General features: G+C 66.8%; 24 protein-coding genes and 1 pseudogene. 17 read left to right on the top strand and 8 right to left on the bottom strand.

Translation table 11 applies throughout. From position 1 onward, the window contains the following. Positions 1–70: 70 nt before the first annotated feature. From aroQ to DFLDMN_RS16840, 5 genes and pseudogenes are all read left to right on the top strand, one after another. Complete coding sequence (aroQ, locus tag DFLDMN_RS16860) at positions 71–559, top strand: type II 3-dehydroquinate dehydratase (protein ID WP_423196015.1); 489 nt, start codon at positions 71–73, stop codon at positions 557–559. A 132-nt stretch (positions 560–691) separates the two neighbouring features. Beyond that, positions 692–1,156 carry an acetyl-CoA carboxylase biotin carboxyl carrier protein gene (gene accB, locus DFLDMN_RS16855; protein WP_423196014.1) on the top strand — a complete coding sequence of 155 codons (465 nt, stop codon included), beginning with the start codon at positions 692–694 and terminating at the stop codon, positions 1,154–1,156. A gap of 112 nt (positions 1,157–1,268) precedes the next feature. Next, complete coding sequence (accC, locus tag DFLDMN_RS16850; RefSeq protein ID WP_423196013.1) at positions 1,269–2,636, top strand: acetyl-CoA carboxylase biotin carboxylase subunit; 1,368 nt, start codon at positions 1,269–1,271, stop codon at positions 2,634–2,636. Positions 2,637–2,718: 82 nt separating this feature from the next. Continuing rightward, complete coding sequence (gene prmA, locus DFLDMN_RS16845) at positions 2,719–3,636, top strand: 50S ribosomal protein L11 methyltransferase (protein WP_423196012.1); 918 nt, start codon at positions 2,719–2,721, stop codon at positions 3,634–3,636. A 9-nt stretch (positions 3,637–3,645) separates the two neighbouring features. Next, a pseudogene (locus tag DFLDMN_RS16840) lies at positions 3,646–3,792 on the top strand (zinc-ribbon domain-containing protein); the annotation flags it as partial. A gap of 791 nt (positions 3,793–4,583) precedes the next feature. Here DFLDMN_RS16840 and DFLDMN_RS16835 read toward each other — a convergent pair. Next, on the bottom strand, positions 4,584–4,769 hold the full coding sequence (locus tag DFLDMN_RS16835) for a hypothetical protein (protein ID WP_423196011.1): 186 nt from the start codon (positions 4,767–4,769) through the stop codon (positions 4,584–4,586). A gap of 182 nt (positions 4,770–4,951) precedes the next feature. Here DFLDMN_RS16835 and DFLDMN_RS16830 point away from each other — a divergent pair, with 182 nt between their 5' ends. From DFLDMN_RS16830 to DFLDMN_RS16820, 3 genes are all read left to right on the top strand, one after another. Then, entirely contained in the window at positions 4,952–5,398 is a 447-nt protein-coding gene (locus tag DFLDMN_RS16830; RefSeq protein ID WP_423196010.1) for a DUF3426 domain-containing protein, read from the top strand. A gap of 112 nt (positions 5,399–5,510) precedes the next feature. Beyond that, on the top strand, positions 5,511–6,458 hold the full coding sequence (locus DFLDMN_RS16825; RefSeq protein ID WP_423196009.1) for a carbohydrate kinase family protein: 948 nt from the start codon (positions 5,511–5,513) through the stop codon (positions 6,456–6,458). 77 nt (positions 6,459–6,535) lie between these two features. Further along, entirely contained in the window at positions 6,536–7,033 is a 498-nt protein-coding gene (locus DFLDMN_RS16820) for a hypothetical protein (RefSeq protein ID WP_423198450.1), read from the top strand. A 276-nt stretch (positions 7,034–7,309) separates the two neighbouring features. Here DFLDMN_RS16820 and DFLDMN_RS16815 read toward each other — a convergent pair whose 3' ends face one another. Together DFLDMN_RS16815 and DFLDMN_RS16810 are read right to left on the bottom strand one after the other, a co-directional pair. Next, positions 7,310–7,897 (bottom strand): histone H1-like DNA-binding protein, encoded by a 588-nt coding sequence (locus DFLDMN_RS16815; protein ID WP_423196008.1) that lies wholly within the window; start codon positions 7,895–7,897, stop codon positions 7,310–7,312. An 892-nt stretch (positions 7,898–8,789) separates the two neighbouring features. After that, positions 8,790–9,671: a hypothetical protein gene (locus DFLDMN_RS16810; RefSeq protein WP_423196007.1), complete on the bottom strand. Its 882-nt coding sequence runs from the start codon at positions 9,669–9,671 to the stop codon at positions 8,790–8,792. Positions 9,672–9,921: 250 nt separating this feature from the next. Between DFLDMN_RS16810 and DFLDMN_RS16805 the strand changes: the two genes are divergently transcribed. The 6 genes from DFLDMN_RS16805 to DFLDMN_RS16780 all read left to right on the top strand — a co-directional run bounded on the left by DFLDMN_RS16805 (position 9,922) and on the right by DFLDMN_RS16780 (position 17,217). After that, the gene (locus DFLDMN_RS16805) at positions 9,922–10,383 is read left to right on the top strand and encodes a DUF2147 domain-containing protein (RefSeq protein ID WP_423196006.1); all 462 of its coding nucleotides are present in this window, start codon (positions 9,922–9,924) and stop codon (positions 10,381–10,383) included. Between the two features lie 90 nt (positions 10,384–10,473). Then, the gene (locus DFLDMN_RS16800) at positions 10,474–11,439 is read left to right on the top strand and encodes a Bug family tripartite tricarboxylate transporter substrate binding protein (RefSeq protein ID WP_423196005.1); all 966 of its coding nucleotides are present in this window, start codon (positions 10,474–10,476) and stop codon (positions 11,437–11,439) included. Between the two features lie 383 nt (positions 11,440–11,822). Continuing rightward, complete coding sequence (locus DFLDMN_RS16795) at positions 11,823–14,063, top strand: TonB-dependent receptor (RefSeq protein ID WP_423196004.1); 2,241 nt, start codon at positions 11,823–11,825, stop codon at positions 14,061–14,063. A gap of 152 nt (positions 14,064–14,215) precedes the next feature. Next, positions 14,216–14,902 carry a Fe2+-dependent dioxygenase gene (locus DFLDMN_RS16790; RefSeq protein WP_423196003.1) on the top strand — a complete coding sequence of 229 codons (687 nt, stop codon included), beginning with the start codon at positions 14,216–14,218 and terminating at the stop codon, positions 14,900–14,902. A gap of 65 nt (positions 14,903–14,967) precedes the next feature. Next, complete coding sequence (locus DFLDMN_RS16785; RefSeq protein WP_423196002.1) at positions 14,968–16,359, top strand: GntP family permease; 1,392 nt, start codon at positions 14,968–14,970, stop codon at positions 16,357–16,359. Positions 16,360–16,383: 24 nt separating this feature from the next. After that, complete coding sequence (locus tag DFLDMN_RS16780; RefSeq protein WP_423196001.1) at positions 16,384–17,217, top strand: aldo/keto reductase; 834 nt, start codon at positions 16,384–16,386, stop codon at positions 17,215–17,217. A gap of 100 nt (positions 17,218–17,317) precedes the next feature. Here DFLDMN_RS16780 and DFLDMN_RS16775 read toward each other — a convergent pair whose 3' ends face one another. Continuing rightward, positions 17,318–17,815, bottom strand: coding sequence for a hypothetical protein (locus DFLDMN_RS16775; RefSeq protein WP_423196000.1), 498 nt, complete (start codon positions 17,813–17,815; stop codon positions 17,318–17,320). A gap of 227 nt (positions 17,816–18,042) precedes the next feature. Between DFLDMN_RS16775 and DFLDMN_RS16770 the strand changes: the two genes are divergently transcribed. Further along, positions 18,043–18,642 carry a BPSL1445 family SYLF domain-containing lipoprotein gene (locus DFLDMN_RS16770; protein WP_423195999.1) on the top strand — a complete coding sequence of 200 codons (600 nt, stop codon included), beginning with the start codon at positions 18,043–18,045 and terminating at the stop codon, positions 18,640–18,642. Between the two features lie 285 nt (positions 18,643–18,927). Then, entirely contained in the window at positions 18,928–19,845 is a 918-nt protein-coding gene (locus tag DFLDMN_RS16765) for a recombination-associated protein RdgC (protein ID WP_423195998.1), read from the top strand. Positions 19,846–19,978: 133 nt separating this feature from the next. Here DFLDMN_RS16765 and DFLDMN_RS16760 read toward each other — a convergent pair whose 3' ends face one another. The 4 genes from DFLDMN_RS16760 to DFLDMN_RS16745 all read right to left on the bottom strand — a co-directional run bounded on the left by DFLDMN_RS16760 (position 19,979) and on the right by DFLDMN_RS16745 (position 23,640). Next, the gene (locus DFLDMN_RS16760) at positions 19,979–20,929 is read right to left on the bottom strand and encodes a quinone oxidoreductase family protein (protein ID WP_423195997.1); all 951 of its coding nucleotides are present in this window, start codon (positions 20,927–20,929) and stop codon (positions 19,979–19,981) included. A gap of 250 nt (positions 20,930–21,179) precedes the next feature. Next, a complete protein-coding gene (locus tag DFLDMN_RS16755; protein WP_423198449.1) occupies positions 21,180–22,148 on the bottom strand; it encodes a tripartite tricarboxylate transporter substrate-binding protein in 969 nt (322 codons plus the stop codon). A gap of 235 nt (positions 22,149–22,383) precedes the next feature. Continuing rightward, positions 22,384–23,253, bottom strand: a complete 870-nt coding sequence (locus DFLDMN_RS16750) for an NAD(P)-dependent oxidoreductase (protein WP_423195996.1) — start codon at positions 23,251–23,253, stop codon at positions 22,384–22,386. 9 nt (positions 23,254–23,262) lie between these two features. Further along, positions 23,263–23,640: a carboxymuconolactone decarboxylase family protein gene (locus tag DFLDMN_RS16745; protein WP_423195995.1), complete on the bottom strand. Its 378-nt coding sequence runs from the start codon at positions 23,638–23,640 to the stop codon at positions 23,263–23,265. A gap of 131 nt (positions 23,641–23,771) precedes the next feature. Here DFLDMN_RS16745 and DFLDMN_RS16740 point away from each other — a divergent pair, with 131 nt between their 5' ends. After that, positions 23,772–24,446 carry a GntR family transcriptional regulator gene (locus DFLDMN_RS16740; protein WP_423195994.1) on the top strand — a complete coding sequence of 225 codons (675 nt, stop codon included), beginning with the start codon at positions 23,772–23,774 and terminating at the stop codon, positions 24,444–24,446. Positions 24,447–24,612 lie beyond the last annotated feature (166 nt).

Here is a 24,612-nt window from a genome sequence, read left to right as displayed (position 1 = left end):
GCCCGCGCTAGACAAATCCCTCTAAGCTACGGTAATCTCCGCGCAATTTCGTTGATCTGGTCGAGGCGCCGTGTCCGCAAACCGTCCCGCTAGCCGCTCTGCCCGCTACCGCAAGGTGCTGGTCCTGCATGGACCGAACCTCAACCTGCTGGGTACCCGCGAGCCGGAGACCTATGGCCACACGACGCTCGCCGATATCGACGAGGCGCTGCACCAGCGTGCCGCGGCCGCGGGGCTGGCACTGGATACCTTCCAGTCCAACCACGAGGGCGCCCTGGTGGACCGCATCCATGCGGCCCGTACCGAAGGCGTCGAATTCATCATCATCAACCCGGCGGCGTACACGCATACCAGCGTGGCACTGCGCGACGCGCTGGCCGGGGTGGCGATTCCGTTCGTCGAGGTCCACCTCTCGAACGTGCATCGCCGCGAGCCGTTCCGTCATCACTCCTTTTTCTCCGACGTGGCGATCGGAGTGATCTGCGGACTCGGCTGGCAGGGCTACCTGCTGGCGCTGGAATATGCGCTCGCACAGGAGGCGGCTGCGCCGAAGGGCTAGCCGCAACGACCGAAGCTGAAGACAAGGCGCCTTGGCGACCGCCAGGCGCCTTTGTCATGAACGACTCACCGCCGCCCCCGCACGCCCCGTGTGCGATGGTGGCCGGACAACCCGATTCTGGAGGACAAGAAGATGGACCTGCGCAAGCTTAAGACGCTGATCGACCTGGTGGCCGAATCCGGCATCTCGGAGCTGGAAGTGACCGAGGGCGACGGCAAGGTACGCATCGTGAAGGCGCCGCCGCAGGTCGTGGCCGCGCCGATGGCCATGCCCCAGATGCAGGCGCTGCCGACCGCGGCTGCCCCCACCATGTCGGCCGCGCCCGTCGCCGCCGATGCCGCCGCCGCCCCGCAACTGCCGGCCGGCCATATCGTGACCTCGCCGATGGTGGGTACGTTCTACCGCGCCCCGTCGCCGGGCGCCGCGCCCTTCGTCAACGTCGGTGACGCCGTCAAGGAAGGCCAGACCGTCTGCATCATCGAAGCCATGAAGCTGCTCAACGAGATCGAGTGCGACAAGGCCGGCGTGATCAAGGAAATCCTGGTCGAGAACGGCCAGGCCGTCGAATACGGCCAGCCCCTGTTCGTTATCGGCTGATGCGCAACCGGCCTGCCGGCAGGCGCCCCCTGCCGGCGCGCCGGCGGCCGCGCGCCCGCCGTGCCGTCCCCGGCGACGCGCGGGCCCGCTTCTGATCTCGCAGAGAGAGACCATGTTTGAAAAAATTCTGATCGCGAACCGCGGCGAAATCGCGCTTCGCATCCAGCGCGCCTGCCGCGAGCTGGGCATCAAGACCGTGGTGGTGTACTCGGAAGCCGACAAGGAAGCCAAGTACGTCAAGCTGGCCGACGAAGCCGTCTGTATCGGCCCGGCACCGTCCCCGCAGTCGTACCTGAACATGCCGGCCATCATCTCGGCCGCCGAGGTGACCGACGCCCAGGCCATCCACCCGGGCTACGGCTTCCTGTCCGAGAATGCCGACTTTGCCGAACGTGTCGAGAAATCGGGCTTCGTGTTCATCGGACCGACCTCCGACAGCATCCGCCTGATGGGCGACAAGGTGTCGGCCAAGCAGGCCATGATCAAGTCCGGCGTGCCGTGCGTGCCCGGCTCCGACGGCGCCCTCCCCGACGACCCCAAGGAAATCCTGGCCACCGCGCGCCGCGTGGGCTATCCGGTCATCATCAAGGCCGCGGGCGGCGGTGGCGGCCGCGGCATGCGCGTGGTGCACACCGAGGCCGCGCTGATCAATGCGGTCAACATGACCCGTGAGGAAGCCGGCCGCGCGTTCGGCAACCCCGAGGTCTACATGGAGAAGTTCCTGGAGAATCCGCGCCACGTGGAAATCCAGATTCTCGCCGACCAGCACAAGCAGGCCATCTGGCTGGGCGAGCGCGACTGCTCGATGCAGCGCCGCCACCAGAAGGTGATCGAGGAAGCGCCGGCACCGCATATCCCGCGCCGCCTGATCGAGCGCATCGGCGATCGCTGCGCCGAGGCCTGCAAGAAGATCGGCTACCGTGGCGCCGGCACGTTCGAGTTCCTGTACGAGAACAACGAGTTCTATTTCATCGAGATGAACACGCGGGTGCAGGTGGAGCATCCGGTCACCGAGATGATCACCGGCATCGACATCGTGCAGGAACAGATCCGCATCGCGTACGGCGAGAAACTGCGCTTCCGCCAGAAGGACGTGCAACTGCGCGGCCACGCGCTCGAGTGCCGCATCAATGCCGAAGACCCGTTCAAGTTCACGCCGTCGCCTGGACGCATCACTGCCTGGCATATGCCGGGCGGCCCTGGTGTGCGCGTGGACTCGCACGCGTATGATGGCTACTTCGTGCCGCCGAACTACGATTCGATGATCGGCAAGATCATCACGTACGGGGCCACGCGCGAGCAAGCCATCGCCCGCATGCGCATCGCGCTGTCGGAGATGGTGGTGGACGGCATTCTCACCAATGTGCCGCTGCACCGCGAGCTGATGCTGGACGCCAACTTCATGGAAGGCGGCACCAGCATCCACTATCTGGAACACCGCCTGGCCCAGAAGGCCGTGGCCAAGGGCGAAAAGGCCTGATGAGGCCAGAGGCCAGAGGCCTGAGGCCTGAGGCCTGGCCGCGCTGCCAGGCATCGCTGCAACATCGCTGCAAGGGAGACCCGTGGCTTTTCATGAATGTGTGATCGAGGTTGCGCAGGATCAGGCCGAGGCCTGGTCCGACGCCCTGTTCGATCTCGGTGCCTTGTCGGTGTCCGTGGAAGACGCCGATGCCGACACGCCCGATGAAAAGCCGCTGTTCGGCGAGCCAGGCCTGGAGCCAACGCGCCTGGCCTGGGACCGCTCGCGCGTGGTCGCGCTGTTCGGCGACGACACCGATCCGGCCCTGGCGCTCGCCGCCGCGGCCAACGCGCTGGGCGTCAGCCCGGTGCCGGCGCATGTGCTGCGCGAGGTCGCGGACCAGGACTGGGTACGTCTGACGCAATCGCAATTCGAACCGATCCGCATCGGCGAGCGCATCTGGGTCGTGCCGTCATGGCACGAGGCACCGGAGCCCGATGCGGTGGTGCTTGAACTCGACCCCGGCCTTGCCTTCGGCACCGGCAGCCATCCGACCACGCGGCTGTGCATGCAGTGGCTCGAGCAGAACCTCCATGCGGGAGAAACCGTGCTCGACTATGGCTGCGGCTCCGGCATCCTGGCGATCGTCGCGCGCAAGCTCGGCGCCGGCGACACGCTCGGCATCGATATCGATCCGAACGCGGTGGAGGCCTCGCGCTACAACGCCGAGCGCAATCGTGTGGAGGCCAGCTTCGCGTTGCCGGAATCGGTCTCGGAAGCCACCCACGACCTGGTGGTGGCCAACATCCTTTCCAATCCGCTCAAGCTGATGGCGGCCATGCTCAGTGCGCGCGTGCGCCCGGGCGGTCGCCTGGTGCTGTCGGGCGTGCTCGAGCGCCAGGCCGACGAAGTGGCCGCCGCCTATGCGCCGTGGTTGCCGTTATCGGTATGGCGCAGCGACGAAGGCTGGGTGTGCCTGCACGGCACCCGCCCGCTGACCAGCGTCTCGTCGCACTCCTGAGGCTACGCCATGGCCGCCGCCAAGCTCGTCACGCGTTGTCCGGCCTGCCGTACCGCGTTCCGGCTCGTCGCGGATCAGTTGCGCCTGCGTGGAGGACTGGTCCGCTGCGGCCATTGCGAGACGGTCTTCGACGCGCGCGAGCATCTGGTCGAGGTCGCGCAGGCATCGGGTGGCACTGCCCCGGGGGCCGGCGCGATAGCTGCGACGAACGCGCCTGACGCGACGAACGCGACGAACGCGACCAGCACCTCGGCGACTGGGTCGACGGCTGGCATCGCTGCCGCCTCGCCAGTTACGGGCGGAACAGGATCCACCGCGGGATCCACCACTGCATCCACCACCGCGCCCGCCACGACACCCAACACCACACCGGCCTCCACGTCGCCGCTGACCGTGGAGGCCGCGCTGGCCCATGCCGAGCGCACCCAGGCCGTGGCGCGGGCCCACGCCGCCGCGCAACCGTTCGACCCTGGCTTCGACCCGGGTTACGAAGTGCCGTCGCTCGATTCGCCGACCATGATGATGGCCGAGCCCGAGGCGCTGCCTGGTCCCGACGATGGTCCCGACGTTGGTCCCGACGTTGGTCCCGATCGCGGTCCGGACTGGGGCCCCGGTCGCGGCAGCGACGACGGACGCGATGCCGGCGCCGAGGCAACCGAGGCGACCGAGGCGACGGAAGCGACCGAGGCGATGCCGCCTGCGATGGTGCCCATCGCGCTGGCCACGCCGGAACCCGAGCCTATCGAACCATCGTTACCGCCCGAGCCCTGGCCGACGCTCGATCACGCGGCGTTCGGCGATACGGCACCGCCGGCACGCATACCCACGCCCCCCGCAGCGGACGCCGCGGCGGATCGCAAGGCCACCCCCGAGACACTGCCCGCCGGACTGCCGGTGGCAGGCGCGTACAGCGCAAAACAGCCATGGCCCGCGCTGGTTCCCGCCGCTCACGAACCGGAACCCGTGCGCAGCGCAAGCGAATTCCTGCGCGCGGCCGACCCCACGCCGGGGTCCCACGAGGCACCGGCGGGTCCCGACGCGGCATGGGCAGCCATCGAAACCGAACTGACCGCCGCGCCCGATACGGCGATGGGCGTCAGCGTCGGCACCAGCCCCGGCAGCGGCAGCGGCATCGGCAGCGCTGGCGCGGTGGCAGGCGAGCCGACCGCGCGGCACTGGCTGCGCCGTCACGGCGGCTCGGGTCCGCTGTTCGCCCCCCGACTTTCTGCGCCATACGCGCGGCCCCGGTCGCCAGCGCGCGCATCGGGTCGCACTGCCGGGCAGCCGGCGCGGCCTGGCCCGTGTCGCGGTCGCCGTGCTCGCGCTCGGCGCGCTTCTCGAAGGTACCTATCTCGCGCGCAGCCAGCTGGCCGGCAGCGTGCCCGCGCTGCGGCCGCTGCTGGAGGCCGCATGCGCACCGCTGCATTGCGACGTGCCACCCTGGCGCGACCTCGAGGCGCTCCGCATCGACAGCTCGCAGCTGCAGAAGCAGGACGACGGCAACGATGTCTACCAGCTCGCCGTCACCATGCGCAACCAGGGCCGTGCCACCACGGCGCTGCCCGCGATCGAGCTGGTCATGACGGATCTGCAGGATCAGTTGCTGCTGCGCCGCGTGCTGCAGCCGTCCGAATATCTTGAGCCTGCCCAGCGCGGTTTCGCCGCGACCGGCCTGCGCGCGGGTAGCGAGCTGCCGGTTCGGGTACGATTCCGGACACAGCAGACCGCCGCCAACTACCGCGTGCTGATCTTCTACCCCTGATTTTTTTACGATCCGGCCTTGCGCCGGACTTTCCACGCGGCCGCCGTCGTCATCCGACGGGGCGGCCTCATGACATCACCGCCCGGCGCAGCCGGGCCACTCTGGAGCAAGAATGGCCAGCCTGATTTGCGGCTCCGTTGCCTACGACACCATCATGACGTTCGACGGGCGCTTCCGCGAACACATCCTGCCGGACCAGATCCATATGCTGAACGTGTCGTTCCTGGTTCCGGGCATGCGGCGCGAATACGGCGGCTGCGCCGGCAACATCGCCTATACGCTGAAGATGCTCGGGGGCGACCCGATCGTGATGGCCACGGTCGGCCAGGACGCGAGCCCCTATCTCCAGTACCTGCGGGACCTCGGCATCGCCACCGACTTCATTCGCACGCTGCCCGAGATGTTTACCGCGCAGGCGATGATCACGACCGATCTGGAGAACAACCAGATCACCGCGTTCCACCCGGGCGCGATGAGCCACTCGCAACTGCAGGGCGTGCAGGATGCGCTCACCGGCGGCCAGCGCCCCGCGCTCGGCATCGTGGCACCGGACAGCCGCGAGGGCATGCTGCATCATGCGCGCCAGTTCGCCGAGGCCGACATCCCGTTCATCTTCGACCTGGGCCAGGCCATGCCGCTGTTCAACGGCGAAGACCTGCGGCAGTTCATTGAACTCGCCAGTTACGTGACGGTCAATGACTACGAAGCGCAGGTGCTGCTGTCGCGCACCGCGTGGACCAGCGCCGAGGTCGCCGCCAAGGTCCGCGCGTTCATCGTGACGCATGGGGAGCGCGGCGCGAGCGTCTTTGCCGAGGGCAAGCAATATGCGATTCCCGCCGTGCCGGCCGAACGTGTGGTCGACCCCACCGGTTGCGGCGATGCCTTCCGCGGTGGCCTCCTGTACGGCATCGAGCGCGGCATGGACTGGGAGACCACCGGCCGCCTGGCGTCGCTGATGGGCGCGCTCAAGATCGCGCAGCAGGGTCCGCAGAACCACTGGCTGTCGCAGGACGAGATTGGCCATCGCTTCCAATCCGCCTTCGGTTACCGCTACAGTTGAAATATGGCGCGACCCGCATGCCAATGTGAAGCGCGCCGGTCTCGCGTCAGCGATTTACGGGATTTACCATGAACAACATGCTTCGCAACAGCGTTCGCAACGGCGCTCGCAACGGCATTCGCCATGGCGGCATCGCCATCCTGGCTGCCACCACCCTGGTCACCGCCGGCTGTTCCAGCTGGTCCAACTCCAACAGCGTCTACTCGCCGGGCCAGGCCCAGCGCGAGCAGACCGTCCGCTATGGCGTGGTGGAAGGCGTACGCGAGGTGCTGATCCAGGGCCAGCAGACCGGCGCGGGCACGGTGGCCGGCGGCGTGCTCGGCGGCGTGGCCGCGGGTAGCACCATCGGCGGTGGCAACGGTGCGGTGGCAGCCGGCCTGATCGGCGCGGTGCTCGGTGGTCTGGCCGGCAGCGCGGCCGAGAACCGACTGCAGCAGCGCCGCGGCATCGAGATCACCGTGCGGCTCGACAACGGCGAGATGCGCGCCATCACGCAGGAAGCGGACGAGGTGTTTCGGCCGGGCGAGCGCGTGCGACTGCTATCGTCGGGTGGCGTGACGCGCGTCACGCACTGACCCGCATGCGCGCCGGAGGGCGCGTGGTACCGCGTCCTGGCGTAGCGCGTTTGTCGCCGCGTCACGTGACGGATGCCATCCGGGCGCCGTGAGCCGCAAGGCCACGGCGCTTTTTTCTGGCCGCGATCCCAAAGAAAAAACCCGCCGGGCAAGGATGCCATCGGCGGGTTGCAGGACTTCCGTCATGCTGACCGGATACCGCGTATCCGGTCACTGCGACGCACGAGGCGTACGCGATAAATTCCCTGTCGTGATCGTTCGCACGCGGCGAAACGATTACGGACGGTTGCCCGTCGGGAACGGCCAGGCCGCGGCAGGATTCAGCGCGGTCTTGGCAACAACAGCAGGCGCCACGGCAGGCGCAGCGGCAGGCTTCGAGGCAGGGGCAGCCTTCTTCGCGGCAGCCTTCTTGGCGGCAGGCTTCTTGGCAGCCGGCTTCTTGGCAGCAGCCTTCTTCGCGGCAGGCTTCTTGGCAGCGGTCTTCTTGGCAGCAGCCTTCTTGGCCGGAGCGGCCTTCTTGGCAGGCGCCTTCTTGGCGGCAACCTTCTTGGTCGCTACCTTCTTGGTGGCTACCTTCTTCGCTGCAACCTTCTTGGTTGCGGCCTTCTTGGCAGGCGCCTTCTTGGCGGCAACCTTCTTGGTCGCTACCTTCTTCGCCGCTACCTTCTTGGTTGCAGCCTTCTTGGCAGGCGCCTTCTTGGCGACGGCCTTCTTTGCCACTACCTTCTTTGCCGCGACCTTCTTGGCAGCAGCCTTCTTGGCCGGAGCGGCCTTCTTGGCGGTTACCTTCTTAGCGGCAGCCTTCTTGGCGGCCGGCTTGGCGGCCTTCTTAGCCGCCGGCTTTTTCTTTGCAGCAGTTGCCATGGATAACTCCTTCACTAACGTGAATATCGAATGACCTAAGTTGGCGACCCGACCGACCCGAGGTGCGATACCGCATGACCCCAGTCGAGCGAGCGATTCATCGGCGCACGGCACAACCTGGGTCGCACGCTAATGAATTCGGTGGCAGGGGCACCGCGACGCGCGGTGCGCAGGCGGCAGCGGGAAACCTCGCCGGAGGCCGCAATGGCAGCCCCCGCGCGGGTTTCCAAGGCATGCCGCGCCCTGGAATATTCGATCGGTCCGCGACGCGCTTCTGGTCGGCGCGCGGTCCAAAAAGAGGAGATATCTGTCAGCGTATCCGCGGTGCGGGCATCGCCACGCGCACGGCGGACGGCAATCGTCAGGGGGTACCAGGCCCAGCCCGTTACCGGGCTGCAGGAGACTGCACGCGTTTTAAGAAGCCAGCTCGGCTCGTTCTGCGTCAAAGTTCTGGTGCTCCTCGGCTACCCGTTCGACTATCCGTTTCACTGCATCGGGAAGCATCGCCATGGCGGCTGCTTCCGCGGCTTCATCGCTGTTGCTACGTCACCGCCGGTTCGCCCGGCTGTTCGTCCGGCTGTTCGTCCAGCTGTGCGCTCGTGGTGAGTCTTGCGTCCGTCGAGGTTGTGCGTCCCGCCTCGACATACCACCGTTGCTTCAGCACCTGCTTGCACCCTGCCTGTTCCTTCCCGCTGGCACCGCGACGGTCTTGCTCACGTCGTCATCTTCGTCGGTGTTCGCATCGAAGTCCCGCTGCAATGAAGTGAGACTCTTGTCAAGGCGAATCATAATTCGTTTGTTCGATGATGTTAAGAAAAAAGTGCAAAAAAACTTGCACGCGTGAACGACTAAGACTAGATCGCGCTCGCATCGATGCATCGACATCATCGACTCACACGTTGCTCTCGACTTCGATCGACGTCTTCGAGTTCCTCCGCGCGACGAATTTCTTGCCGCGTCGACGACGTTCCGCACCGGTGTCGGACGCGCGCGAACCGCGTGCGCGTGCATCGCGTCCGGCCTCGCGTCGGTGCCATGCGCGTGTGCTCGCAGGCTGCCGCGCGCGCGCCATCGCCTTGCCGCAAACCCGCATGAACATTGGCTCTCGGCAAAACGCGCGGGCCTCGTGAGCACGCCGCCGTGCACGGCGGCGCTGGCGCTCGGACGCGCGCGCGAGCATGCGCATGCGGCGGCGCGCGCGCGCCGCCGACGTACGCGACACCGTTGTCGCGGCGACCACCCGCGCCGTGCATGCGGACCACGCACGAGCACGCAGTGGCGACGCGAACGACGGCGCGACGAGTGATGCGTCAACGCAACGGTTTGTCACAAGCTGATTCGATTCAACGCGCGTCGCGAGTCGTCGCGCGCCGTCCGATGTCGTCGCGAGTGGTGGCCGAACGGATGTCGAAGGGTCGTCGAAGGGTGGCCGAAGCGTCGTCGCATTGTCGTTGCGGAGTCGTCGAGGGGCCGACACGAAGTCGTCGCGCGATCGGCGCGCGGTGGCGGCAGGATGCCGACCGGCGTCGGCGCTGCCGATCGCACCTGCGCAGTCAGAGACGGATCGGTGTCGGCGACGGACCGACACCTGGTGTGCGTGGCGGTCCGACAGCGGCGGGTCGCGCGCGGGTGCCGGCAGGTTCGTTGACGGTGCCGGCATGCCGTGTGCAACGCGCGACGTGGATCGGTCCAGGCCGACACGTTTGCCATCGTCCTCGGCACCATGCCCGTCGCACCACCGGTCAATGGCGGCGCACGGGTCATCGCGGATCATCGCGGGTCAGCGGTCGTCATAGCGGGGTCGTTGCCAGTCGTCGCGCAGCGACCCCGCATCGGCACCGACTAGAGGATTGCTTCAGCCCACCGTTTGCTGCATGACAGAAATCGGCAGTGGCCGCTTGCCTGCTGCGTCTGCGGGTCGCCGTCGTGGGCGTGCTGGTGCGTACGCAAACGGGTGTAGGTGATTGCAGGGAGGCGCGCGCACCAGTAGATTGGCGACGCCGAGAAACCAACTGGAGATTGCCATGCATGCCCTGACCCCCCGACTGCTGCGCGCGAGCGCATTCGCACTCGCCCTGGCCGCCAGCGCCGCCGCATTTGCGGAGACTACGCCGGCCGGCATGTGGAAGACCATCGACGACCACACGGGCAAGGCGCGCGGACTGATCGAGATCACCGAGAAGGACGGCGTATACAGCGGCCGCCTGGTGAAGAGCCTGAGCGAGAGCGGCGATGGCAAGGTCAAGGTCTGTGACAAGTGCACCGACTCGCGCAAGGACCAGCCGATCATCGGCATGACGCTGCTCACCGGCCTGCGCAAGACCGCCGACAACGAGTGGACCGGCGGCGAGATTCTCGATCCCGAGTCGGGCAAGCTGTACAAGTGCAAGATGTCGCTCGCCGACGACGGCAAGAAGCTCAACGTGCGCGGCTTTATCGGCATCAGCCTGCTCGGCCGCACGCAAACCTGGGAGCGCGAACAGTAAGACGCGCGCGGGGGTTCCCAACAGGTAATTGACAGCTGCCTCCGGTAAGATCGACAGCCCGATCATTCCTAAAATTACCGGAGACACCCCATGCGCTCATCCCTTCGCGCCGGCTTGCTGGCGCTTGCCGCCACCTCGCTGTTCAGCGCCGCCGCGCACGCGGCGGATGCCTGGCCCAATCATGTGATCAAGTTCGTCGTGCCCTTCACCGCCGGCGGCGCCAACGACCTGGTGGCGCGTGCCGCCGCCGATGCGGTGGGCAAACGCCTCGGCCAGACCGTCGTCATCGAGAACCGTCCCGGTGCCGGTGGGGTGGTGGGCGCCGACTATGTCGCCAAGGCCAGGCCCGATGGTTACACCTTCCTGGTCGGCGCGGTCGGCACCGTGACCAACAGTCTGATCCGTCCGAAGATGCCGTATGGTCCGGACGATCTGATTCCGATCTCGCTGATCGCCGTGAGTCCTTCGGTGATCGTCGCCGCGCCATCGCTGCCGGTGAACAACCTCAAGGAGCTGATCGAGTATTCGAAGAAGGAGAAGGGTGCCAACTTCGCCACCGCCGGTAGTGGCAGCACGCCTCACTTCGTTGAAGAGATGCTCAAGGAGAAAGGCGCCGAGCTGGTCGTGGTGCCATACAAGAGCGGCTCGGAGAGCATCACCGCGGTGATCGGCGGTCAGGTCGCGGCAACATCGGAAGCCAGCGTCGTGGTGCTGCCGCAGATCAAGGCGGGCAAGCTCAAGGCACTCGGTGCCACGTGGGACAAGCGCATGAGCGCGGCGCCCAATATCCCCACGACTGCCGAGCAGGGCATGCCGGAAGTTCGCATCGGACACTGGGCCGGCCTGTTTGCGCCGAAGGGCACGGACCCGGCCATTCTCAAGAAGCTGAACCAGGAGATGACTGCCGCGATGCAGACTGCGGAGACGCGCGAACGCCTGCTGCCGAACGGCATTGAACCCGCGGGCGGCTCGCAGGAGAGCTTTGTCGCGTTCATCAAGTCGGAGCGCGAGCGTCTCGGCCGCCTGGCCAGGAACGCCAATATGCAGGCCGAATGAATTTGGGCGAGCCCTGATCCGGGGGCGCGCCTGGCAACGGGCCGCCCATGTCTCTGCCGCACCATCGATGGTCCGCCCCGGCGGGCCATTTTTATTTGTGCTGCCAGAACAACAATGGCGCCGATTTCCGCCCACCGCGCGCCGCGATTGTTGATATCCGCGCACATCGATGTGTGGAGATGGAAACATTCGGACGCGGTCCTCCTTGTCTGTGTAACGCGCGCAACGGCCGGCGCATGCAAATTGCAACGCTAATCATTCGCATTTATATTCCGCTCGCCCATCACCATATTGCCTCTCAGGCCGCGTCGGACCATGCGTAATCGCACATGGCGGCGCGGGACGGTATCGGGCCCGGATCTGAGGGGAGAACTGGACAGAGAATGAACCGCATCGCCCTCGGCCGCACGCCCGTCGCGACCGCGCTGCTCGCCCTGTGCGCCGCCCCCGGCGCGTTCGCGCAAACAGCTCCCGCCCCCGGCACCACCGCACCCGCCACAACCCCCACCGCAGGCACCGCCACGCCGACGCTGGCGCCCGTCACCGTGCAGGGCGCGGCCGCGCGCGACGACTTCAACGCGGGCACCACGTCACTGTCGAAGCTGCCTGCCGATCTGCGCGATGTACCGCAATCGGTCACGGTGGTGAACAAGGCGTTGATGCAATCGCAGGGTGTGAGCTCGCTGTCCGATGCGTTGCGCAATGTGCCGGGCATCACCATCGGCGGCGCCGAGGGCGGGCAGATCGGCAACAACATCAACCTGAACGGCTTCTCGGCGCGCACGGACATCTATCTCGACGGCTTCCGCGATCGTGCCCAGTATTACCGCGACACCTTCGCGCTCGACCAGGTGGAAGTGCTGATGGGCCCGTCGTCGATGCTGTTCGGCCGCGGCTCCACCGGCGGCGTGATCAACCAGGTCACCAAGAAGCCGTCGCTGAAGGCGGCGACCGAGGTCAGCGGCTCGGTCACTACCAACGGCCTGGTGCGCGCTACCGCCGATGTCAATACGCCGACCGGCGACACCTCGGCCTTCCGCATCTCCGCCATGGCCCAGGACGGCAAGCCGAGCACGCGCGACGAGATGACGGTGCAGGATTTCGGCATCGCGCCGTCGTGGCGTTATGGCATCGGCACCTCCACCGAGATCACGCTGTCGGCGTTGCTCCAGCACAACGAGGACATGGCCGACTATGGCCTGCCGGCGATCAACGGCCATCCGGTCAACGTCGACCGCGACACCTTCTACGGCTTCAACAACGACCGCACGCGGCAGGACATCGCCATGCTGTCCGCGGGCGTCACGCATCGGTTTTCGCCGAACCTGCGCCTGCGCAACCGGACCCAGTTCAACTACGTGGAAACCGACGCGCGCGAAACCGCGCCGCAGGCGGTCGGATCGCTGACCGGCCCGGGCGGCACCTTCCAGCCGCTCACCACCACCACCCTGCCGCTGTCCGCGCTGTTCGTGCGCCAGCAGAGTCATGACCGCAACATTCGCGACTACTCGATCTTCAACCAGACCGAGCTGACCGCGACCTTCTCCACCGGGTTTATCAAGCACACCTTGCTGACCGGGCTCGAGTTCGGTCACGACGGCTACAACAACCAGAACTTCGCACGCGCCAGCGTCGGCGGAGCCTGCCCCGGCTTTGTCGCCTGCACGCCGGTAGTGAATCCGGTCTACAGCGATTCGCCATCGAACGTGCCGGAGACGCCGGGCAACCTGCAGGGCGGCTCGGCCAATACCGTCGCCGTGTACGCCAACGATTCGATCGAGTTCACCAGGCAGTGGAAGCTGGTGGCGGGCGTGCGCTACGACCGCTATATCGCCAGCATCAGCAATTCGGTCAATGCACAGAACACGCGCGGCAATACGGCGCTCGCCAACGCCGACCAGACCGTCAATTTCACCAGCGTGCGGCTCGGCGGCATCTGGCAGCCGACGGAAGCGCAGTCTTACTACGTGGCGTATGGCACCTCGTTCAATCCGTCGCTCGAACAGCTGGTGGGCACCGTGGGCCAGACCAGCCTCGACCCGGAAAAGAACAAGTCCTACGAGGTGGGCGGCAAGTGGGACCTGGCGGCTGGCAACCTGTCCATCACCTCGGCGCTGTTCCGTATCACCAAGGACAATGCGCGCAGCCAGATCGACGCCACCACCTACGACCTCACCGGCAAGGTGCAGGTGGACGGCTTTCGCGCCGGCGTGACCGGCCGCATCACGCCGCGGTGGCAGGTGTTTGCCGGCTATACCTACCTCGATGCCGAGATCAAGAGCGGCAGCATTTCGTCGGGCGGAGCGGGCAAGACGCCGGGCAACACGCCCCGGCACACTGCCACGGCGTGGACCAGCTACGCCATCCTGCCGGACTGGGAGATCGGCGGTGGCGCCTTCTATATGTCACAGCGCTACGCCAACAACCAGAACACCACGCAGGTGGGCGGCTTTGTGCGATGGGACGGCATGATCGCGTTCCATCAACCGAAATACGATGTGCGCCTGAATCTGTTCAACCTCTTCGACAAGAAGTATTACGATGCGCTGATCCAGTCGGACGGCGGCCGCTCCGTGCCGGGAACCGGCCGCACCGCCATGTTGTCCTTCACGTATCGGATGTAAGTCCGTCGCCCGCGGTGGCTACCGCAGTTGCGGTCGCGGTTGCCAATCGCGGTTGCCAATCGCGGTGACCAACCGCGGTGACCAACCGCGGTGGCCAGCCGCGGTGGCCCATGGCGGCCGCCGCCGGGCGCGGCAACTGCCAGGAACGATCCATGCTTGTCCGCATCCCCAAGGTCCTCAACACCGAACAGCTGGCCGTGCTGGTCCATCAGCTCGAACATGCGGGCGATGCCTGGGTGGACGGCCGCGTCACGGCCGGCTACTCGGGCGCCCCGGTCAAGTTCAACCAGCAGATCGACGAGCGCGCCGAGGTGGCGGCCCAGTGCCAGCACCTGATCCTGTCCGCGCTCGAACGCCATCCGTTGTTTATCAGCGCGGCGCTGCCCAATATCGTCTATCCGCCGATGTTCAACCGCTACAGCGAGGGCATGACCTTCGGCGCCCATGTGGACGGCAGCGTTCGCCTCCATCCGCATGACGGACGCAAGCTGCGTACCGATATCTCGGCCACGCTGTTCCTGTCCGAGCCGGCCAGCTACGACGGCGGCGAACTGCAGGTGGAAGACACGTACGGCACCCACGCGGTCAAGCTCGCGGCCGGCGACATGGTGATCTATCCCGCCACGAGCCTGCACCAGGTCACGCCGATCACGCGCGGCACGCGCCTGGCCAGCTTCTTCTGGATCCAGAGCCTGATCCGCGACGATGCCCGGCGGGCGCTGCTGTTCGACATGGACAACGCGATCCAGACGCTCAACCAGACCCATGCAGACGAGCGCGCGCGGCGCAGCCTGATCGGTTGTTACCACAATCTGATGCGGCAATGGAGCGAGACCTGACCTGACGTGTGTCTCCAACCTGTGGCAAAGTCGCCGCCTTGCGATTGCATGTAACAGGAGACCCCATGTCGTTCGTCATCGTGTTGGCGGCCCTCGCCTTCCTGATGTTTGCCGCCTATCGCGGTTACAGCGTGATTCTTTTTGCGCCCATTGCCGCCCTCGGCGCGGTGCTGCTGACCGAGCCGGCGGCCGTGGCGCCGGTGTTTTCGGGCATCTTCATGGAGAAGATGGTCGGCTTCGTCAAACTGTATTTCCCGGTATTCCTGCTCGGCGCCGTGTTCGGCAAGGTGATCGAGCTGTCCGGCTTCTCGGAATCGATCGTCGCCGCCGCCATCCGCTATATCGGCCGCTCGCGCGCCAATGCGGTGATCGTGGCGGTCTGCGCGCTGCTGACCTACGGTGGCGTGTCGCTGTTCGTGGTGGTATTCGCGGTCTATCCGTTCGCCGCCGAGCTCTATCGCCAGAGCAATATTCCCAAGCGCCTCATGCCGGGTGCGATTGCGCTGGGCGCATTCTCGTTCACCATGGATTCGCTGCCGGGCACGCCGCAGATCCAGAACATCATCCCGACCACCTTCTTCAAGACCACCTCGTGGGCCGCGCCGAGCCTCGGCGTGATCGGCTCGCTGTTCATTATCGTGGTGGGCCTGAGCTACCTCGAATGGCGCCGCCGCGCGTCCATGGCGGCCGGCGAGGGCTATGGCACCAGCCTGCAGAACGAACCTCAACCACACGCCGGCGGCAAACTGCCGGCACCGTTGCTGGCCCTGCTGCCGCTGGTCGTGGTGGGCGTCGCCAACTTCTGGCTGACGCGCATGATTCCGCTCTGGTACGGCGCCACCAGCACCGTGTCGCTGCCCGGCATTCCGCATCCGATCGAGACCAGAATTGCGAGCGTGACCGCCATCTGGGCGGTCGAAGGCGCGCTGCTGCTCGGCATTCTCGTGGTGCTGGTGACGGCGTTCGGCACCGTGCGCACGCGCTTTGCCGAAGGTACCAAGAGCGCCGTCGGTGGCGCGCTGCTGGCCTCGCTCAATACGGCCTCCGAGTACGGCTTTGGCGGCGTCATCGCGGCGCTGCCGGGCTTCCTGGTGGTCAGCGACGCGCTGCGCAGCATTCCCAACCCGCTGGTCAATGCCGCGGTCTCGGTCAGCACGCTGGCCGGCATTACCGGTTCCGCCTCGGGCGGCATGAGCATCGCGCTGGCGGCCATGTCCGACACCTTTATCCAGGGTGCGCAGGCCGCGCAGATTCCGCTCGAAGTGTTGCACCGCGTGGTATCGATGGCGAGCGGCGGCATGGACACGCTGCCGCATAACGGCGCGGTCATCACGCTGCTGGCCGTGACCGGCTTGACGCACCGGGAGTCCTACCGCGATATTTTCGCGGTGACGGTGATCAAGACGCTGGCGGTATTCTTCGTGATTACCGTGTTCTATGTGACGGGACTGGTCTAGCGCGGTCCTGACTACGGAGGCCCCATGAAGCAAGTCACCCTACCTGGTGGAGAACGGATTCCGGCGCTCGGCATGGGTGCCTGGAATATCGGCGACAGCGCCCGCACGCGCGCCGAGGAAATCGCCACGTTGCACCTCGGCCTGGACCTGGGCCTGCGCCTGATCGACACCGCCGAGATGTATGGCGAGGGGGCGTCCGAAGCGCTGATCGGCGAGGCTATCCAGGGCCGCCGCGCTCAGGTATTCCTGGTCAGCAAGGTCTACCCGCACAACGCCAGCCGCGCCGGCGCGGTGGCCGCGTGCGAGCGCAGCCTGCGCCGGCTCGGCACCGACCATCTCGATCTGTATCTGCTGCACTGGCGCGGAGACGTGCCGCTCGCGGAGACCATGGAGGCATTCATGGCGCTGCGTCGGGCCGGCAAGATCCGCCATTTCGGCGTCAGCAATCTCGACCTCGCCGATATGCGGGAGCTGTGGGAAGTACCCGGCGGCAGTGAGATCGCCGTCAACCAGCTGCTGTACAACCTGGGCCGGCGCGGGCTCGAATACGACCTGCTGCCCTGGCTGCGCGAGCACGGCATACCGATGATGGCGTATTCGCCGATCGAGCAGGCGCGTCTGTTGCGCAATGCCAGCCTGCAGGCGTTTGCCGGGCGCCACGGCATGACGCCGGCGCAGGCCGCGCTGGCCTGGGCGATGCATGGCGGAGACGTGATCGCGATCCCCAAGACCGGCCGGCGCGAGTGGCTGCGCGAGAATATCGGCGCGCTCGACCTGACGCTCACGGCGGCACAACTGGCCGAGCTCGACACGATCTTTCCGCCGCCGCGCGGGCCGCGGCCGCTGGAGATGCTGTAGGCGGTCGAACGCCGATATTCTCGCGCGGCCGCTGGCTTGACCGCAGATGAAGGCGGCGCGACCGCTCCCGCCCGGGCGCGGAGAGAGCCGGCGCTAACGCTCAGCGCTGGCCCAGCTCGTAGCGCTGGCGCTCGACATACTGCGTCAGGTACGAGCGCGCCTTTTCGCGCGTATCCGTGGTGACACGATTGGCGGCCTGGCGCGCGCTGCTCTTGCCATGCGACGACGACATCTGCGCCGAGAGGTAGTCCTGAAAGGCGTCGTGCATCGCATCGAGCTGGCTCTTGCAGGCATCGAGCGCGCTGGCCGCGACGTCCCTGGCGGCGCCCTTGGCGCCGAGGTTGGCCTTGGCGCGTTCCTGCACACAGTCCATATAGCGCGCGCGCAGCGACAGCCAGGCGGCATCCGGGCCCGGGGTGGACGCGCTGGTCGGCGCAGCGGCCGCGCCGCCCGCATCGGACGCGTCAGCGGCGGCCGGGTTCGTCGGCGCCGTGGAACACGCGCCCAGGGCCAACGCGAAGGCCAGGGTGAGAGCTGCCCTGGGGGCGGTCATCAGCGCGGAGGAACGGGGGACGGAAGTCAGAGGAAAGGTACGCATGATGGCGGGGGCGCTTCTGCGGCGTGTCATGGATCGGGGGCTCCATTGTTCCAAAGGATCGGGGCGAAATGGGGCAGTCACGGAGCAAGTAATTGCAAGAAAGTATGTCTGTGCCGTGTCAGATGCGCACCCCGTCCGTGTCAGACAATATCGCATTGGCGAATGTGCGTTGCACGCCTATGCTGTAGAGGCGGTTGCAACACACGAACCCCCTCCTGGAGGAAACAATGAAACGACGCACCTTCCTGTCTGCCGGCAGTGCCGGACTTGTCGGCCTCTCCGGTCTGTCCCTCGGCGCGCTCTCGCTCGCGGGATGTTCTGTCACCGGCCCGGATTCGGGCACCGACAAGGCCGCCAAACGCCGTGAAATCGATGCCGGCGCCACCGATACCCTGAATCGCCTGTACAGCTCCGTGCGGGGCTCGCAGGAGCTCGGCAACCGCGCTCGCGGCATCCTGGTCTTCCCGAAACTGCTCTCGGCGGGCTTCGTGGTGGGCGGCGAGTACGGCGACGGCGTGCTGCGCTCCGGCGGCGCCAACCGTGGCTACTACCGCGCCATCTCGGGCTCCATCGGCTGGCAGATCGGCGCCCAGTCGAAAGCCTTCATCCTGATGTTCATGACGCAGGACGCGTATCAGAAATTCGTCAACAGCAGCGGCTGGACCGTCGGTGCCGACGCCACCGTCGCGCTGGCGACGATCGGCGCCAATGGCCAGCTGGATACCAACACGGCCCAGCAGCCGATCGTCGGCTTTGCCATGACCAATGCCGGCCTGATGGCTGGCCTGAGCCTGGAAGGCACCAAGATCTCGAAGCTCGACATCTGACGTTGCCTCCGACGCAAAACCGTGCCGGTGCGCCTTGCGGCGGGCCGGTACGGGCGGCAGGCCCGGCGCTGGCGCGCCCGGCCTGCTTTTTTTGCGCTTTTTTTCGCCTTCTTTGTCTTGGTTTACCCGGTTTTCGCGCATTCTCTGCTCCCGCTGCACCTTCGCGCGCCTGCGCCGCGTTACGCGCATCGCGACCGCGGTCCGGCATTTCGCCCGCGTGCCTGCCGCAAGCGGATAGAATTCGACCCTCTCGTTTTTTTCCCGCCCGCTCGTGGCCGAATTCTCATGTGGTTCAAGAATCTTCAGCTTCATCGCTTCTCCGCCCCGTGGTCGCTGAGCGCCGAGCAGGTGGAAGCCTGCCTCGCCACGCACGCCTTCTTCCCCGGCACCAGTCTCGAACCGCAAACGCAGGGCTGGGCCTCGCCGCGCGATAACGGCCAGCTCGTCCACTGTGTCAATCGCCAGATGCTGCTGGTGCTGCGCACCGAGAAGAAGCTGCTGCCGGCGACCGTGGTCAACCAGGTCACCAAGGCGCGCGCCGCCGAGCTCGAGGAGCAGCAAGGTTTCAAGCCGGGCCGCAAGCAGTTGCGCGAGCTCAAGGACCAGGTCACCGAGGAACTGCTGCCGCGCGCGTTCAGCATCCGCCGCGATACGCGCGTCTGGATCGACCCCGTCAACGGCTGGCTGGCGATCGATGCCGCCGGCGCGGCCAAGGCCGACGAGGTGCGCGGCATGCTGTTCAAGGCGATCGACCCGCTGCCGCTGGTCGGCCTGCATGTGAACGAGTCCCCGGTCGCCGCCATGACCGGCTGGCTGGCGGCCGATACCGCGCCGGCCGGCTTCAGCGTGGACCAGGAGATCGAGCTGCAAGCGAGCAGCGAGAGCAAGGCCACCGTCCGCTATGTGCGCCACCCGCTCGACCCCGAAGACCTGCAGCGCCATATCGCGGCGGGCAAGCGTTGCACGCGCCTGGCCATGACGTGGAACGACCGCGTGTCGTTCGTGCTGACCGACGCGCTCGCGGTCAAGCGCGTGGCCCCGCTCGACGTGATCAAGGAGCAGGCCGATGGCACGGCACACGACGAGGACGAGCGTTTCGACGCGGACTTCGCGCTGATGGCCGGCGAGCTGGCCGGCCTGCTGGCCGACCTGACCGAGGCGCTCGGTGGCGAACGGCAGGTCGAGGAGAAGCGGGCGGCCTGAAGCGGGCGAACTGAAGCTGGCGAACTGAGGCTGGCGAACTGAGGCTGGCGAACCGAGGCGGCCGAACCGAGGTGGCGAACCGAGGCGGGCGAACCCAGGCTGGCGGCCCTGGCGCGCGACCTGCGCCTGCCCTCTACCCCACCTTCAACACCATCGGCCGCTCGCGGCCGGCAGCGCGTTCCCACACCTGCGCGACATCCGCCAGCGGCACCATGTCCGCATCGATGCGTAGCGCACCATCGGCGGCATGCTTGAGAATCGTCTCAATCATGCTTTCCAGCTCGCGCGACGACGGTCCATTGCCGGGGCCGCTGCCCATCAGCGCCACCGGCGAATCGCGCAAGGATGCCCCCGACAGCGCGATCATGTCGCCCGCCATATCGCCGGTCGATACCATGCGCACGCCACGCTGGCCGTGGCCGACCGAGGTGGTCAGCGCCGCGATCAGGACCTCCGCGATGGGGCCCCATACGAAGTCGATGACGACATCGATGCCATCCACCGCATGGCTCGCAAACGCCTCGTGCAGCGATGTGGGCGGCAGGCGCAGATCGATGATGGCATCGGCGCCGAGCCGCGCCAGCACATCCTGGCGCCGGCCCGCCGCGATCACGCGGCCCGCGCCAAGCGAGCGTGCCGCCTGTACCGCCATGCGGCCCAGCGCCCCGGTCGCGCCCACGATCAGCACGGTCTCGCCGGGCCTGACGTCGGCGCGCCACCGCAACGGCAACCAGACGGCCAGCGCCGGGCTGACGATGGCCGCGGCCGTCAGGTTGTCGATATCGTCGGGAATCATCGCCACGCACTGCGCGGGCGCAAAGGTTGCCATCGCGCCGAACGGCGCGCGCATGCCGGTGAAGTAGACGCGCTCGCCGGTCTCCATGTAACCCACGCCGTCGGTGCCGCAGACCGACGGCAACGTGAGCGGACTGCGATGATGGCGCCCGCCGGCAATCACGAGATCGAGCGGCTTGATGGCCGCGGCGGCCACACGCACCAGCACTTCGCCGACAAGGACTGCGGGATCGGCAAAGCTTTCGAAGCGCGGCACCTCGCCGAGGTGGTGAAGAACGGCGGCTTGCATCGGACGTACTCCCTACGGATGGATCGAACTGTCGATCGTAGAAAGCCATCCGGCACAAACCTATGAGCCGATTCTGAAAATCAGGCGGCCCGGACCGCACGGATCACGCGGCGGGTGCACGCAAACCGTCGAACGACCAGCGTCCCGCCCCGCGTGCGCTCAGCGGCAGCGCCACCGGCGACCTCGAGCACCCGCGGGCGCAGCACCGGGCACCGGCGCGACCGTCGCCGCTGCCCCGCCGTCAACGGCACTACTGGGCGTACACCCCGGCGGCCTTGATCACCGGCGTCCAGCGCTCGATCTCGGTCTTCGTGCGCGTGCCCAGCACCGGCGCATCGAGCTTGTCCACGGCCGGCACGGTCACGCCCAGCGGGCCCAGCCGCTGCGCCACGGCGGGATCGGCCAGCGCAAAGCGCAGCGCATGATTGAGGCGCGCCACCACGGCCGGCGGCGTGCCCTTCGGGGCGTACAGGCCGTGCCACACTTCGAGCTCGAAGTTCGGCAGGCCGGCCTCGGCGAAGGTCGGCACGTCGGGCAGGATCGACAGCCGCGACTTTGCCGCGAGCGCGTACGGCTTGAGCATGCCGCTGCGGATATACGGCCCGGTCGCCACCGGCTGGTCGCACAGCAGGTCCACCTGGCCGCCGAGCAGATCCTGCAGCGCGGGACCGGTGCCGCGATACGGCACCATCGTGACCTCGGTGCCCAGCGCCTTCGCAATCAGCATCGCGCACAGGTGCGAGGTCGAGCCGTTGCCGGCGTGGCCAAAGCGCACGCCCACCTGCTTCTGCTTGATATACGCGATCAGGTCCTTGAGGTTGGCCGGGGCCAGGCCCTTGGTGCCGACCAGGATCATCGGCACGTCGGCCGCCTGCGCGATCGGCTCCAGGTCGCGCGTCGCGTCGAAGCTCAGTTTCTTGTAGAGCGCGGGCGCGGTGGCAATGCCCATGTTGTGGAACAACAGCGTGTAGCCATCGGCCGACGCGTTGACCACGCGCGCGGTACCGATGGTGCCGCCCGCCCCGCCGGCATTCTCGATCACGACCGGCTGCTTGAGATCGCGCGCCATCGCCTCGCCGAGGGCGCGGCCGATCACGTCGGTCGAGCCACCCGGCGCATAGGGAATGATGACCTGGACCGGCTTGGCGGGAAAGGTCTGGGCCTCGGCCTGGCTGGCGGTCAAGATCGTCGTCATGACGGCGGCCATCACCGTGGCCATGGCGAAAGCCCTGCCGGCCAATGCGGCGGAAATGCGTTGCATGGATGTCTCCTTTGCTGTGGCGCTCTGCCTGGATGCGCCTTATCTGCGTGACAAAATTGAAAGGACGAACGCGTCCCCCACCGACCCTGCGGTGGTGGTGACACACGTGCGCCAACCCTCCTGAAGCGCGGACCCGATGCGCGCGGACCCGATGCGCGCAGACCCCATGCGCGGGGCCCGCGCGCATGGAACCTCAGGCCTTGTGCTGCTGCGCGAAGCGATAGACTTCGGTGTGGTCGGCCGCCTTGCCCAATGCCTCCGAGGCCTGGTTGCACATCGCGCTGACGTGCGCGCCCAGTTGCGTCGATGCGTGCACGGCCTCGGCCAGCGCCGCGGCGATCGCCACGTCCTTGGCCATCAGCGCCAGCGAGAAGCCCGAGTTGAATGCGCCGGACAGCATGAATTGCCGGGCCTTGTTCTCGGTGGTGTTGTTCTTGCCGGTCGAGCTGTTGAGCACGTCGACCATCACGTTCGGGTCGATGCCAAAGCGCTGGCCGGCCACCAGGGCCTCCGCGGTGGCGATCAGGCCGGCGGCGGAAACGTAGTTGTTGAGTGCCTTCATGGCATGGCCGGCACCGATCGCGCCCACATGCGTGATGGTGCTGCCGAGATGCGCGAGCAACGGCCGCGCGCGCTCGACCTCGGCCGCCTCGCCGCCCGCCATGATGGCCAGCTTGCCCGTCTGCGCGCGGCTCACGCCGCCCGAGACCGGCGCATCGATCATGACCTTGCCGGCGGCCGCCACGGCCTCGGCGAGGCTGCGGGTGCGCACGGGATCGGCCGAGCTCATGTCGATCACCAGCGCGCCCGCCGGCAGTACCGCGGTGAGCTGCTGCACCGTGGCATCCACGATGTCGGAGTTCGGCAGCATGGTCACCAGCACCTCGCAGCCGCCAAAGTCCTGCAGGCTCGCGGCCACCTTGGCGCCAGCGTGCTCGGCGGCAAAGCGCCGCGTGGTTTCCGGCACGACGTCATACGCCAGTACGTCGAGGCCCGCGGCCACCAGCCGGCCGGCCATCGGAAAGCCCATCATGCCAAGGCCGATGAATCCAATCTGCTTCATGGCTGCCCCTCAGATACCCATTTCCTTGAATGCCTCGCGCGCAATGCGGAACGAGTCGATGCCCGCCGGCACGCCGCAGTAGGTCGCCACCTGCAGGAAGACCTCCTTGATCTCTTCCTTGGTCAGGCCGTTGGTGATGGCGGCGCGCACATGCAGCTTGAGTTCGTGCGGGCGGTTCAGCGCGGCAATCATGGCGAGGTTGAGGAAACTGCGGGTACGGCGCTCAAGCCCCGGCCGGTTCCAGATATCGCCCCAGCAGTACATGGTCGAGAACTCCTGCATGGCCATGCTGAATTCGTCGGCGTTCTTGAGGGAGGCATCGACGTAGTCGCTGCCCAGCACTTCGCGGCGCGTCTTGAGGCCTTTATCAAACAGTTCCTGGTTCACGATGTACTCGCTCCGTGGTCGGTGAAGGAAGCCTGCATCGTATGGCGCCCGATTTAGTAAGTCAATATGATTGTCTGACAATCTTTCGGGCTGCAAATCTGGGATAATCGCGGCTGACCTGCGGGTGACCTATGGATACCGATCTGTTTATCAAGCGCGAAATGACCACGCTGCGCCAGCAAGTGACGGCGCGGCTACGTCAGGCCATCCTGGCCGGCCATCTCTCGCCCGGCATGCGGCTGGTCGAGCGCGAACTCTGCGAGAACCTCGGGGTGAGCCGCCCGCTCGTACGCGAAGCGCTGCAGCAGCTCCAGGCCGAAGGCCTGATCCACCTCGTGCCGCACAAGGGGCCGGTGGTGGCCACCATCTCCGAGGAAGAATCGCGCCAGATCTACGCCGTGCGCGCCTACCTGGAAGCCTGTATCGGCGAAGGTTTTGCGCGCAATGCGACGGCGGCCCAGGTGTTCCGCCTGCGCGAGGCGCTGCGCTATCTGGCCTCGCCCGAGGCCTCGGCCAACACCGACGTCCTGCTCGAAGGCAAGAACACCTTCTACGCGATCCTGATGGAAGGATGCGGCAACGCGATTGCCGGCCAGATGCTTACCCAGCTGAACAATCGCATCACGCTGCTGCGGCGCGTCTCGCTCGGACGCGCGGGACGCCTTGCGGAATCGCTCAAGGAGCTCGATGCGGTGGTCACCGCCATCGAGAAGCGCGACGCCGATGCCGCGCGCGATCTGCTGTTCCAGCACGTGCATAGCGCGGCGCGGGCCGCCGAGGAAGCACGCGCGCTGGCGCCGGCCTGAGCGGTACGGCTTGCCACCCTATGCCACCCTATCCCAGGTCCGGGATAGCGGCCTATATGTTGCATTTTCTATGCAACATAACTAGACTCGGAGGCATCGGGCCAGTGTCATGCCCGTCGCACTTCCGCTTGCGACACGCGAACCGCATCAAGAACCGCGTCCTCAC

The organism is Cupriavidus sp. H19C3 (assembly GCF_049393815.1).
In the GTDB taxonomy this organism is placed as follows: Bacteria; Pseudomonadota; Gammaproteobacteria; order Burkholderiales; family Burkholderiaceae; genus Cupriavidus.
This window is presented reverse-complemented; position numbering and strand designations above follow the sequence as displayed.

What these genes read in the sequence shown, in the direction of transcription:
- accB (WP_423196014.1), top strand. Translation starts at nt 692, where the DNA reads ATGGACCTGCGCAAGCTTAAGACGCTGATCGACCTGGTGGCCGAATCC.
- accC (WP_423196013.1), top strand. Translation starts at nt 1,269, where the DNA reads ATGTTTGAAAAAATTCTGATCGCGAACCGCGGCGAAATCGCGCTTCGC.
- DFLDMN_RS16835 (WP_423196011.1), bottom strand. Translation starts at nt 4,769, where the DNA reads ATGCCGCTGCCGCTGCCGGGGCTGGTGCCGACGCTGACGCCCATCGCC.
- DFLDMN_RS16825 (WP_423196009.1), top strand. Translation starts at nt 5,511, where the DNA reads ATGGCCAGCCTGATTTGCGGCTCCGTTGCCTACGACACCATCATGACG.
- DFLDMN_RS16820 (WP_423198450.1), top strand. Translation starts at nt 6,536, where the DNA reads ATGCTTCGCAACAGCGTTCGCAACGGCGCTCGCAACGGCATTCGCCAT.
- DFLDMN_RS16815 (WP_423196008.1), bottom strand. Translation starts at nt 7,897, where the DNA reads ATGGCAACTGCTGCAAAGAAAAAGCCGGCGGCTAAGAAGGCCGCCAAG.
- DFLDMN_RS16810 (WP_423196007.1), bottom strand. Translation starts at nt 9,671, where the DNA reads ATGATCCGCGATGACCCGTGCGCCGCCATTGACCGGTGGTGCGACGGG.
- DFLDMN_RS16805 (WP_423196006.1), top strand. Translation starts at nt 9,922, where the DNA reads ATGCATGCCCTGACCCCCCGACTGCTGCGCGCGAGCGCATTCGCACTC.
- DFLDMN_RS16800 (WP_423196005.1), top strand. Translation starts at nt 10,474, where the DNA reads ATGCGCTCATCCCTTCGCGCCGGCTTGCTGGCGCTTGCCGCCACCTCG.
- DFLDMN_RS16795 (WP_423196004.1), top strand. Translation starts at nt 11,823, where the DNA reads ATGAACCGCATCGCCCTCGGCCGCACGCCCGTCGCGACCGCGCTGCTC.
- DFLDMN_RS16790 (WP_423196003.1), top strand. Translation starts at nt 14,216, where the DNA reads ATGCTTGTCCGCATCCCCAAGGTCCTCAACACCGAACAGCTGGCCGTG.
- DFLDMN_RS16785 (WP_423196002.1), top strand. Translation starts at nt 14,968, where the DNA reads ATGTCGTTCGTCATCGTGTTGGCGGCCCTCGCCTTCCTGATGTTTGCC.
- DFLDMN_RS16780 (WP_423196001.1), top strand. Translation starts at nt 16,384, where the DNA reads ATGAAGCAAGTCACCCTACCTGGTGGAGAACGGATTCCGGCGCTCGGC.
- DFLDMN_RS16775 (WP_423196000.1), bottom strand. Translation starts at nt 17,815, where the DNA reads ATGCGTACCTTTCCTCTGACTTCCGTCCCCCGTTCCTCCGCGCTGATG.
- DFLDMN_RS16770 (WP_423195999.1), top strand. Translation starts at nt 18,043, where the DNA reads ATGAAACGACGCACCTTCCTGTCTGCCGGCAGTGCCGGACTTGTCGGC.
- DFLDMN_RS16765 (WP_423195998.1), top strand. Translation starts at nt 18,928, where the DNA reads ATGTGGTTCAAGAATCTTCAGCTTCATCGCTTCTCCGCCCCGTGGTCG.
- DFLDMN_RS16760 (WP_423195997.1), bottom strand. Translation starts at nt 20,929, where the DNA reads ATGCAAGCCGCCGTTCTTCACCACCTCGGCGAGGTGCCGCGCTTCGAA.
- DFLDMN_RS16755 (WP_423198449.1), bottom strand. Translation starts at nt 22,148, where the DNA reads ATGGCCACGGTGATGGCCGCCGTCATGACGACGATCTTGACCGCCAGC.
- DFLDMN_RS16750 (WP_423195996.1), bottom strand. Translation starts at nt 23,253, where the DNA reads ATGAAGCAGATTGGATTCATCGGCCTTGGCATGATGGGCTTTCCGATG.
- DFLDMN_RS16740 (WP_423195994.1), top strand. Translation starts at nt 23,772, where the DNA reads ATGGATACCGATCTGTTTATCAAGCGCGAAATGACCACGCTGCGCCAG.